General features: G+C 45.0%; 7 protein-coding genes. 1 reads left to right on the top strand and 6 read right to left on the bottom strand.

All coding sequences use genetic code 11. The annotated features are described in order from the left end of the window. Window positions 1–157: 157 nt before the first annotated feature. Window positions 158–664: a GNAT family protein gene (locus tag RDN93_RS02225; RefSeq protein WP_308744032.1), complete on the top strand. Its 507-nt coding sequence runs from the start codon at window positions 158–160 to the stop codon at window positions 662–664. A gap of 73 nt (window positions 665–737) precedes the next feature. Here RDN93_RS02225 and RDN93_RS02220 read toward each other — a convergent pair whose 3' ends face one another. The 6 genes from RDN93_RS02220 to RDN93_RS02195 all read right to left on the bottom strand — a co-directional run. Further along, window positions 738–1,949, bottom strand: coding sequence for a BACON domain-containing protein (locus tag RDN93_RS02220; protein ID WP_308744031.1), 1,212 nt, complete (start codon window positions 1,947–1,949; stop codon window positions 738–740). Window positions 1,950–2,006: 57 nt separating this feature from the next. Next, window positions 2,007–3,701: a DUF5597 domain-containing protein gene (locus tag RDN93_RS02215; RefSeq protein WP_308744030.1), complete on the bottom strand. Its 1,695-nt coding sequence runs from the start codon at window positions 3,699–3,701 to the stop codon at window positions 2,007–2,009. 8 nt (window positions 3,702–3,709) lie between these two features. Beyond that, the gene (locus RDN93_RS02210) at window positions 3,710–5,338 is read right to left on the bottom strand and encodes a glucoamylase family protein (RefSeq protein ID WP_308744029.1); all 1,629 of its coding nucleotides are present in this window, start codon (window positions 5,336–5,338) and stop codon (window positions 3,710–3,712) included. Window positions 5,339–5,363: 25 nt separating this feature from the next. Next, a complete protein-coding gene (locus RDN93_RS02205) occupies window positions 5,364–6,845 on the bottom strand; it encodes a RagB/SusD family nutrient uptake outer membrane protein (RefSeq protein ID WP_308744028.1) in 1,482 nt (493 codons plus the stop codon). A gap of 80 nt (window positions 6,846–6,925) precedes the next feature. After that, on the bottom strand, window positions 6,926–9,967 hold the full coding sequence (locus RDN93_RS02200) for a TonB-dependent receptor (RefSeq protein WP_308744027.1): 3,042 nt from the start codon (window positions 9,965–9,967) through the stop codon (window positions 6,926–6,928). Window positions 9,968–10,688: 721 nt separating this feature from the next. Continuing rightward, the coding region (locus tag RDN93_RS02195; RefSeq protein WP_308744026.1) for an ATP-binding protein at window positions 10,689–12,424 on the bottom strand (1,736 nt) is incomplete at its 5' end.

Below are 12,424 nucleotides of genomic sequence, written 5' to 3'. Positions count from 1 at the left end.
AAAGATAAAGAGAAAAATCAAAGATGCAATAAGCCGTTTCTTTTCTTCTTTTTCTTCCGGAAAAATAAATCAACTCTTCTTCCGGTTCCGGATTAATTTTGTAGTTTTACGGATGTATCAGGAAATAAAGAAGGTATAATCATAAAATAGTCATAATATGGAATGTAAAATACGTTGTTGGCGGATAGAGGATGCAGAAGATATTGCAGAGACACTGAATAATAAGAATATACTGGATAACCTGCGGGATGGCATTCCCTTTCCATATACAGTGCATGATGCAAGGGAGTTTATACAGGCAATGAATGTCGCCGATTCGGAAAGTACGTTCTCATTTGCAATAACTGTTGATGATAAGGCAATAGGGAGCATAGGTGCCTTCCGCCAAAGCAACATACATTCGAGAACAGCCGAAGTGGGATATTACGTTGCAGAGCCTTATTGGGGGCAAGGTATCGGTACAAGCGCTGTGAAACAAATATGCGAATATGTCTTTCAAAATACGGATATAATCCGATTGTTTGCCGAACCTTTTGCACATAATGCTTCTTCTTGCCGCATCCTTGAGAAATGCGGGTTTGAGTTAGAAGGGACATTGAGGAAAAATGCGGTAAAAAATGGTGTTGTGGTGGATATGAAGATGTACTCAATTCTGAAAGAATGAATCCCGGATTCATCATTTAAAAGATATATGCCGGACTATAAAGAACCAGCCCGGCATATATGCTAATACACAATTACATTGTTACCTGAAAAGTTTTATAGGTGCTGCTTGTACCATTCCAAAGCCCGTCTGTTCCCGCATAGGCATAAGTTCCTTCGTCTATTCTGAAACGGAAAGTATAATAATATGTTCCTGCAGTCGAGATTTCGGGAGTTTTGCCTTGATAATAGTGATTGTTTCCCCATTGCCCGTTCCAATGGCAAGAATGCCATGTCCAACCGGCTCCCGACGGGTCAGAATTTGTTGTGGAGTAACCGATTTCACAAGTCACATGTTTGTTGGCAGTGCCTGTTCCCAAGTCGGTTAATCCTTCGATGAATACTTGTGCGCCCGTCTCAAACTGTTCTCCTTGTTGGATAGGATTTTTGGCTGTCCAGTCACCGAGTATTGCCCAACTGATGGATAGTTGGCTGTAATCTTCGATGCTTGCGTATTCCTCTTGTTCTTCCTCTTCTTCTTTCACTTCAAACTTTCCGTTGATGTTTGCTTCTCCATCCCAAAGTCCGTCTGTTCCTGCATATTTGTAAGGGCCCGAACCGTTGCGGAAACGGAAATTATAAAAGTAAGTGCCGGCAGGAAGGTTTTCGATACGTCCCTGGTAATAGAAGTCATTGCCCCAATCGGCATTGAACGGGCATGAAATCCATGTCCAACCTTCACCCGACGGGTCGGTGTCAGCGAGCGAATAGCCGATGTCGCAGGTGATATCCTCTCCCGTCTCGCTATTCACAGCATTGGTGATGCCATCGGCAAATACTTTGGAACCGGCTTCGAAATACTCTCCCGGTTTGATAAGATAAGAAGCTGCCCATTGTAGATTTGCCCATGTGATAGGAAACTCTTCATCCGGTCTTTCTCCTTCATCCTGAATACTTTGCTTGACGGTCAGGGTGATTACCTCTTCGTCTTGCAGGAAAAAAGTGACATGTCCTTCGCGGGGCTGGCCTGTTGCGTTGTCGGAGACAGTGACAGCTACATTTGCTATAAAACTCTTATTTACTCCGGGATAGTTGTCGGGACTTATAGTAATCCAGTATTCGGAAGCAACGGCACTCCAGCGACGGGTGGCGTCTACTTTGACGGCGAGCGTGCTTCTATATCCGGTGAATGACAATTCATTCTTGTTGATAGTCAGAGATGCCGGGGCTATCTCTTCGGAATCTTTACAACTCCAAATGAATAGAATCATGCAAAGAGAGATAAATATACAATATATGTGTTTCATACTGTTTTAATTATTGATTGTTAATCTTATACTTATTCATATATGAATAGGCTGGTTTTATCGTAGATAGGTTGTCACACGATATATACCCGGACTCCAGACTGCCTGATAGGAAGTAGGTGAGTAAACAAATATCTCGTCGCTGTGGTCGGCATTGTAGTTGTCACTCTTTTCCGATGTAAACGTACGACGTCCTTTGGCAATCAGTACAGCGTTGTGGTAAGTCTCGTCGCCGTTGAGCAAACGGGTGGCTTTCCACTCACCGTCCGTATCGTAACCGCCTTCCCATACTTGCTTGATATAGCCTGTTTTCTTTTTGTCGGTAGAAGTGAAATAAACCTTGAAGTTAATTCCGGCAACGACGAACTCATTCTTTTCAGTATTGATAATCAATCCATAAGCATCTTCGGCATCGTATTTGATACATAGTTGATAATCGCCCATCGTCACTGTACGTTCCGACTCACCCGGCATTTTCATTACGCCAATCATGCGGTTGCTGCCTTGGTGTTCGGTAATAAGCGGCATCAGTTCATCCAGCACTTTATAGGACTGGGCAAAGGTGAAATTATCCGCACCGTCTTCGATACCGAAAGGTGAATAACAAAGTGCACTATGTTCGCCGAATGCCCAGAAAGCATTAGCCGGTTCCATCACAGCTTCGGGAATCAATAACGGATTATCCGCCCGGTGATAGTCTGCCACAATATTCTTGAAGTCGGACAGATAAATATCCGGAGCAAGCACATCAATATGCGGTGCGGCTGCTTTCCAGATGTCCATTACACGGGATACCGGTCCGCCGTTGGGATAAACTCCCGGCAGGTCATCAGGCTTTTGCACCAGCCAGCAATTACAGAAGGTAGGCAGCGGATAAATCTCTTTCGCACCGGCAGCGACAAAATCAATGTAAGTGGCATACTGCCAAGTGGTGCAGAAACTCTTGCTCCAGGCATTGTCTCCGAACACCGTTTTCCATGTGCCGGAAGTCTTGGCTCCGTTCTCCTCCCATACGGAAAGCAGTTCTTTACGCAGGTTCTTGCGGTTCTTCTTCATATATTGGATAAGTGCCTGAGGAACCTCCTGACCATATGCCATAAGTGAGGCTTTCGTGTAGTCCATATCCTGAAAGATGCCCACTTCGTTTTCCGGTTGCAGGGCGATGACCGTTCCCGTTGCCTGATCCATTTTTTTGATGTGTTCCACCAATGTTTTGAATGCTTTGGCATCTGCTTTCATGGTATTTTCGCAGAAAGGGGAAAGCGTTTCGATTTCCTTTCCTTCCACATTCTTCACGCGGAAAAAACGTTTGGTATCCTCTTTCACCCAAGTGGGTGCATAGCTCGATTCTCCGTTCTTCCAACTGCCGAACCACAGGATAGACAGTTTGAAACCGTTCTTCCGGGCTCTATCTATCATATTGTCTATCAATGTATAATCAAATATACCCTCCTGCGGTTCAAACTGTTCCCAGGCGATGGGGGCGAGAACCGTGTTCAGGTTCAGTGTTTTCAAGGGAGCCCATAGGCTGTTCAGATACTCGGTCGTTGAGGCCGAAGAGTTGTGCAGTTCGCCTGCCAGCATGATGAAAGGTTTTCCGTTCACTATCAGTTGCCAGCTTCCGTTTCCGTTCTTGACCAGTCTGGACGGAACTTCGGTATTTATTGAAGTTTGCATTGGGGGACGAGCATTCATCATTGAAGTTCCTATTAGTAGAATCAAGCACAGTATAGTAGTCAATAATTTCTTCATCGTTGTTTTTATCTTAAAGTTACAGGAATAGAATAAGACTGGTTTGCACCATCGGTCACAGTGAGCGTGTATTTCTTTCCTCTTAGGATGGAGTTGTCGAAGAAAGAAATGATATTGGTGCCTGCTGCCAGTTCGATATTGGTGCGGTAAATCTCTTCGTTTTTCATATTAGTCAGTATGAGCAGTCCGTTGCCCGAAGCCTTGGTATAGAAGTCTATTTCATACTTTTCACGGTCGGGGTGACGCATCATGTCATATACATGGGTTGCGGTGTTGACTGTTGCCAGATAAAATCCCGGGGTATATTCGGGAGTCGTTCTGATTTCTGCCAGTTGGAGGCCTTTCTGCACATACTCGTTTTTCATCAGCAGTTTCCAGATAAGCCCCGTGCGGTAGTTTTCCATCATGATAGCCATTGGTGCGTGTTCCATTGCCAGGTATTCCGTTCCCACTGATTTGTCGGAAGGACAGTAGGATATGTTAAGCCCGTAGGTACCGTTCAGCTTCGGGTAGTTTCTTATCAGGTTCATCAATACTTGTGTAGAGTAGAACGGCGTGTATGGAAAAGCGCTGATGGCTGCCGTAGGTGCAATGATACCATCGTCTTTGAATGGTTCGCGCGATTTGTATTCGGGATTTTTGCCGCAGCCGCCGCAGGCGGTCAGTCCCCAGTCGGATACTGAATATTTATATTCTTTCGGAGCCTCGTATATACAGTAGTGGCGGTTGATCATTGTATGGCTTACGTTCTGTGTCCAATAGTAGGTATATTTGTCTTCCATGGCTCTGGGATCCAGTCCGAGGAAAGAATATTGGGACAGGAAAAGTGCGTTGCCATATTCAGTGCCCAATGGCATCAGGTAACCATACGTTTTTCTGCCGGGAGTGGCAAAGTTGCGGCCTTGCCAGCAATTTTTGTAGATATCTGTCGATACTTTGTGGTTATCCGGTGCCGCCATGGCCAATATGTATACCAACAGAGTTTCGTTCCAGCCTATCAAAGGTAGTTCGTAGGTGTTGGTATCTTTGTGCCATATCCAGTATAGGCGGCCGTTGTCCACGAAATGGTTCCATTCGATGGTTTCCCAAAAATAGTTTGTCGTTTCGCGGATTTCCTTTTCAGCTTCACTGTTGCCGGTGAAATATTCGCAGGCAGTCAATAAGCCGCCCATCATGAAAGCTGTTTCCACAATTTCTCCGGCTTCGTTCTGGTTTCCGAAGGGGATGATTTTGCCGTCGGGCCTGTACCAGTGTGCCCAGGCTCCGGCAAAGCGGTCGGCTGTTTTCAGGAAGCGGACTATCTTTACGATATGGTCGGCGGCATCTTCACGGTTGATCCAGCCACGTTCCACCCCTATCACAAGATTCATGATACCCATTCCTGTGGCACCGGTAGTAAGGGTCGTTTTACTTGTAGACCCGTTGTAAGCCATTCCGGTTGACGGATTGGCACCTTCATAGAAATAACTGATAACCTTCTGCTGCTGGTCGTTCATGGCAGCTTTCACGATAAGCGGCGAATAGGTGTTGTCGTTGTTTACGGTCGATTCGCCCAATGTCGATTCATCTTCCACACAGTTCCACAGCATAAGTGCCGAGAATAAGGCAGCGGTTATATTTAATATCATCTTTGACATATTTATAGTTGTTATTTGATTTCGGTTAATACTTAGGATTTTGTTGCAATTTACCGTTCGACTTGTCGATTTCCGTTTGCGGGAGAGGGAATACCTCGTGCTTGCCGACAACAAAGTTGGCTATCTTGTCTTCGGCAATCCCCCAGCGTACCAGGTCGAAATAACGTTCAAATTCCAACGCCAGTTCGATGCGGCGTTCGTGACGGATTTTCTCTCTTAATTCGTCTTTGTCGGTAGTCTTTATTTCGGGTAATACCGGCTGACCGTTACGGGCGCGGGCTCTTACCATTTCCAACTTTCTCTTGGCTTCATCGAGGTCATTGGTTTCGCAGGCAGCTTCGGCGTGCATCAGTACGATGTCGGCATAACGGATGATGCGGAGATTGCTCCAGTAACCATAACACCAGTCGGCACGTCCGTAGAGCGAACGTTCGCTTTTCCGGCAATAGGCTTTCCTGTTGAAGTACTGGTAGTTGCTTGCCACAATGATGTCGCCATCCACATTTTCACCGTTCTCCAGTACGGTAGCGCCGAAACGCGGGTCGTTACTTTCGTAATCGTTCATCAGGTTCTCGCTGGGTGCATTATGTCCCCAGCCTAAGTTTGGGAATCCGCGTACACCGTTCATCAGGCACCATTGGTTGTTTTCGCCGATGATAGAGATGTTTTGGTCCGGTTTGTAGTCGGCGTTGATTTCCCAGACAGATTCGGGGCCGAATTCGTTCTCTTCCCAGAACATTTCCGCATAAGGAGTAGAGAGGTCATTATCCTCGGAACTGATGATTTGTCCCGTGTAGGTCAGGCAGTTGCCGTAATCCTTTTCATACAGGTAAGTTTTGGCGATGATGGCACGGGCAGCGTTTTGGGTGGCACGTCCGATGTTTCCCGAGCTGACTGCTTCTTTGCGGGTAGGCAGGTCGTTTATCACTCCGATCAGTTCGGGCAGATACTTGTTACGGATAACCGTTGCACTAAGCTGGTCGGCTATTTCCTCGTCTTTTCCCATTACCCTGTCAACGTAGGGAACCGCACCGAATGCCTGTGTCAGCCGGAAGTATGCTGCCGCACGGATAAAATAGGCTTCGGCTTTGTACTGTCTGGTTTCTGCTGTTTCTCCGTTGGCTTCTTCTATGTCTTTCAACATCTGCAAGGCTTCGTTGGCTTTGGTGATGGCGGTGAATTGAAGCGAGTAATAGGTATTAAACATACTGTTGGCCGGTGTGAAGGACATGGTAGGAAACTGGCTGAAGTCTACACCGCCATCGCCCGAAGGCCCTCCGGGATGACTGTTGTCCGTAGTATGACATTGCATGGCTGTCACGGGCCAGGTCTGTTGGGCGAATACATTGTAGCCGTCCATTAGCGTGGCGAGGACGAGAAGTTCCTGTGCGGTACCCATATCATAATTGCCTTCGTGATATTTACCTTTCGGCGCATTGTCGAGGAAGGTGTCGCTGCAAGAGGTACAGGCGAACAATATTGCTATTATATAAGTAATTCGTTTCATAATTCGTTGATATTTCTAATGATATAATTTATTTAATTCAACGGTTGATTGGGTGAGTCACTTACTCAACTGATGTTGGCTTAAAAGTTAATGGATAAGCCTACGGTATACACTGATGGTAATGGATAGGTATCTCCCTGATCCATACCTCCTTGCAGAGCATTTCCTCCTATTTCCGGTGTATATCCGGTGTTATGTTTGAAAGTCAGCAGATTTTGTCCGCTTACGTAGACACGCAAACCGGATATCCCCAATTTGCTGATGGCTGATGATGGCAGTGTGTATCCCAGTTGCACATTGCGCAGACGGAGATAGGAACCATTTTCCAGCAGATTGGTCGAAGAAAGGTAGTTGTGGCCACGTGATTTATCTAAAATAGGTTCTTTATTGGAAGTTCCTTCGCCGTGCCATCTTTGCAGACTTTTCTCGTAAAAGTTGGTTGTCGTCCAAGATACGGTTTTCTTCAAATCCAAAATCTTATTGCCGCTTACACCATTAAAGTCTATGTTCAGATCAAAATTCTTATAGCCCAGCATAAAACCGAATCCATAGGTAAAAGTAGGCATCGGACTGCCGAGATAAGTACGGTCAGCATCGGTGATTTTTCCGTCACCGTTTAAATCCTTGTAGCGGATATCGCCAGGTTTTGCCTCCCATGTCATTGGGTAATAATTGTCAATTTCTTCTTGTGTCTGGAAGATTCCATCCTGTACGTAGCCATAATAAGAGCCGATGGGATGCCCTACGGAGGTACGATGATAATCTCCTGAAATAATGTCCGAGTTATTATCACCCAGTTTGGTTACTTTATTCTTTAAAGTGGCGCCATTGACATTGATACCATAGTCCACATTCCCTATCCGGTCTTTCCATGAAAGGCTGAATTCGAATCCTTTGTTGTTGATAGAGCCGGCGTTGGTAATGGCATAGCCTGCGCCTATCGAGGAAGAGGGTGATACATAAGCCAATAAGTCATCGGTAGTTTTGCTATAATAACCGAGTTCCATACCCAGACGGTTGTTGAAAAGCTGTGCGGAGATACCCACATCAATACCTGTCATGACTTCCCAATGAATGTTTTTGTCGATATCATAACTAAGGGTAGGAATAAACTGCGTCACTCCGTTGATGATGACTTGTTTCCCTTTCGGGTTGATGGTCGGATAGTAGAGATAGTTTCCTATCTTGTCATTTCCCAGTTTACCCCAGCTTACTCTTAACTTGGCAAAGTCCACCACTTTCTTCAATGGCTCCATAAAGGCTTCTTCACTGATTACCCAACCTAGGCCCGCAGATGGGAAATATCCCCAACGATGAGACGGTGAAAACTTGGAAGAACCGTCGGCACGGAAAGTGGCGGTGAGTAAATAACGGTCTTTGTATGCATAGTTCACACGGGCAAGGTAAGAGATGAAAGACTCCTCGTTCCACCAGTCGCCTGCGGAAACACGGTTGACGGATCCCATACTAAGCATCCAAAGATCATTGGGTACTATATTCATACCATTGGCCAGACTGTCTACTTTGGCGTTGAAACCTTCACTAATGGCTTTGCGTGCCGTATATCCCACTGTTGCGTCGATGCGATGATTGGTTATCATCTTTTTATAACTCAGAAGGAAGTCTGCCTGAAAGGTACGGCCCTCATCGCTTTTGCGATAGAAATTGGTAATGTCATTTTTGTGTGCAGAATGGCTGGTAGAGTTGTTTACATCATAGCGCGGTGTATACTGTTCGCCCCGATAGAGTCCGATATCCATATATCCGGTTGCTTTCAACGTAAAATCTTTCAGGAAGTTCCATTCACCGTAAATGTTGCCGATGATGCGGTAGTCACGATACTTCTCCGTATCCTTGTAAAGCTCCATTTGAGCTACCGGATTGTTCACGTTAGATTGTATATCGGCAGACGGATGATAGAGCGAACCCAGGTTTTCCGGGTCGTAATCTTCTTCCGGAGCATAAGGTACATAAGTAGGGAGCGCCATGACGGCATTCTGGATTTTGGCGGAAGCAGGTTTGCTATCCATCTGCGAGAGGTTGATATTTCCCCCTGCTTTCAGATTCTTGGTAATGTTATAATCCTGTGAGAAACGTACGTTGAAACGTTGGTACGTATTATATTTCAATACACCATCCTGTTTATAATAACCCACTGATAATAAGGACTTGCTGTTTTTCCCGGATTTAGATACCGTCAGGTTGTGATTGGTAATCATCGCTCTTTCTCTTAATACTTTGCTTTGCCAGTCAGTTCCCGTACCCAGCATGTCGGGCACCCACGAAGCGGCGTTCGGGTCTTGATTCTGCAACATCTCGTTGTAGAGCATGGTGAATTCCGTTGCGTCAGTCAGTTTCACCCGGTCGCGTTTCCATACGGTTTGTGCGCCGAAATAGCCATCGTAAGTAACCGATGTCTTGTCTCCTTCGGCACGTTTCGTCGTGATGATAATTACCCCGTTGGCTCCCTGTACCCCGAAGATGGCAAGGGATGAAGGGTCTTTCAGAATCTCCATACTGGCGATGTCGCTGTTGCTAAGAAACTTGATATCCGACATCAACATGCCGTCCACTACATATAGAGGATTACTGCTGGCATTCAGTGTTCCTATACCGCGAATCTTGATGTCCGGTTCCGCTCCTGCCGAGCCGGAATTGGTCACCATCAGTCCGGGTATTTTCCCTTGCAGGGAAGACATTACATTATTAGTAGGCGCGTTTTTAAGTTCTTCGCCTGATACGGAGATAATGGCTCCTGTCAAGTCTCTTTTGCGTGCCGTACCATATCCGGTAACCACTACCTGGTCTAATTGATAATTGTCATTTTTCAGATGAACAATGATTTCGCTTGAACGGTTTTTGGCAGTAATAGGAATAATTTCCGTTTTCATTCCGATGAAACTGACGACGAGTTTATCTCCGGCTTTTACGCCCGTGAGAGAGAAAGAACCGCTCAGGTCTGTCTGAGTTCCGTTGGTAGTTCCTTCAATAACTACCGCAGCTCCCATTAGCCCCATTCCGGTCTCTTCTTCGAAAACCTTTCCGCTGATTTTGAAATCCTGCGCTTGTGCCAGGCAGGTACAAGATAATAGGAATAGATACAATACTACATGTTTTATCATCTTCTAAGATTTTAAAGTTAATGAATCAGATGTTTCGACACAAAAATAGATTCATATACCGACAGAGCCTAAAATCATTCCCCTACAAAGCTTTCAATTCTTGCGTCTACCCTCTGATAACGGCACATCAAATATACATCATATTTTGAATTTGAAACATAAGCATTTGTATATTAACAATTTACATTCTAGGGTAATCTATAAATCCGTCATATACTTTTTAGTGGAGACAATTATTCAACACGTTCTTTATGAGTATTTTTCTACCGTATTCATTCGATAAATTATAGGATATTTTTATTTGTTTATCAGGCAGCATTAATGGTTTCTTCTACATGGACTAATGATTTCTTCCTGTCTGTTAACCAACTCTACCATATATATTCATTAAATGCACTTGGGTAACTGCTCGGTTGCACTTGTGTATCCGGATGGTTGCTCAACTCTGTACCGGTAGTCGCACAAGTGCAAACGGATACTGACTGAAAGGAAGGTTTGAGGAGAAGTACATGAGAGAAATAGGGATATAATATAGTGATAGATAGGGCCGTATGCAGAAAATGCAGTTTCTTCGCAGAAAAATGCAAAAACACCCTGTTGTTTTTTGTAAACTTCTCTTAAAACAGGAGTATTTTGAGGGTTAAATGATTGATTATTAGCTTTGCCACATTTTTGTTTTTCCCCGTATAATACATAAGATAAGAACAAAAATGTGGCAAGGCTAGCTTCCTTTCTTCACATAATCTTTCGGTAATATCCCGAACTGCTTCTGAAAGCAACGGGCAAAGTACGAAGGATTATTGAATCCTACAATGAAACAAACCTCATTGATCCGGTATTCTCCTTCACGCAGAAGTTCTCCTGCAGTTTTGAGACGTATCAACCGGATATAATCATTGGGCGGCATTCCGGTCAGTCCTTTCAACTTGCGTTGTAAGTTGGAACGGCTGATAGCCATTTCTTCCGCCATCTTATCGATGGTAAATTCTTCATTGGTGAAATTGCGGGTAATGATTTCATTAATCGTGTTCAGCCATTTCACGTCTGTTTTGTTCATTAATGTCTGGTCGTATGACATATTTGGTACCGTTGTAAAGTGGTTGAACAGCATACGCCGGTTCTCCAGCAGATTATTGATGGTGGCTTTCATGTGGCTTAGCGAGAAAGGCTTTTCAATATAAGCATCCGCGCCATAGTCAAGCCCCGCGATTTTCGAATCGATGCTGTCGAGTGCCGAAAGCAGGATAAACGGGATATGGCAAAGCATATTGTCGGAACGGATGGACTTTAGTAATTCAAATCCGTCCATATGTGGCATGACGATATCACTGATGATAAGATCTACTGTCGTTGTCTCCAGACATTCCAAGGCCTCCTTGCCATTGGTGGCTGTATGGATGGTATAGGTATTTCCCAGATTCTTAGCCAGAAACTCCAGCATATCCGTTGTGTCTTCCACTACCAGAAGAGAGTAACCGGCAGGTTCGCCCTCTTCCTCCGGAGCGGGAACCTTGTCGGGCATGGAAGTGATGGAAGGGCTGACAGAGATGCTTTTCTCCAAATATGGAATTTCCACACATACCTCGCATCCTTCCGTATAGCCGGGATTGATATAGACCTTTCCTTTATGCTTCTCCACCAACAATTTGACGAGACTCAATCCGATTCCTACTCCCGATCCGTTGTTTCCTGTATTTCCTACCTGATAAAACGGTTCGAAAACCTTGCTGCACTCTTCTTGCGGAATGCCCGGACCGTCGTCACGCACACACAGGGAGAGCGTGCGCCCTTCGGAAGACAGATGCTCGTCCATAATTACCATAATGCGGGTACGGGCATATTTCATGGCATTTGTCAACAGGTTGCTGACAATTTTAGTCAGCGCCTCCTGATCTACATTATATTGCAGATGTTCTTTCGGCAGAGAGACGCTGAAAGATATTCCAGTCAGGGAGATGGCACGGAAACGGTCGATGATGTCCTCTATCATCCGGTTGATATCCACTTCATTGAATGAAAGCGTATAACCTTCCTTGTCCACTTTGCGGAAATCGAGCAATTGTTTGATAAGCTCCATCAGCCGGTTGGTGTTCTTTCGTATCACAGACAGGTTGCTTTCTACTTCACTGTTCCATTCGTGTGTTTCCAAGATCGCTTCCAGCGGGGCTTTGATGAGACTTACCGGAGTCTTGATTTCATGCGCCACCTGAGTGAAGAATGTAATTTTTGACTGGAACAACTTCTGATTCTTGATTTGTTCCATTTCTTTCATCTTTCTTTGCTTTACGGCTTGTTGCTTACGCAAGTACAACCGAACCAAAAGATAAAACAGCCCACAAGTCACCAACAGATAGAAAATCTTGGCATAAATGGTCTTCCAGGGTGGAGAAAGCACTTCAATGTGCAGGCAACAGTCGTCATTGCTCCAATATTCATCGTTGTTACTGGCTTTCACAC

This window comes from uncultured Bacteroides sp. (assembly GCF_902491285.1).
Classification (GTDB): domain Bacteria; phylum Bacteroidota; class Bacteroidia; order Bacteroidales; family Bacteroidaceae; genus Bacteroides.
This window is presented reverse-complemented; position numbering and strand designations above follow the sequence as displayed.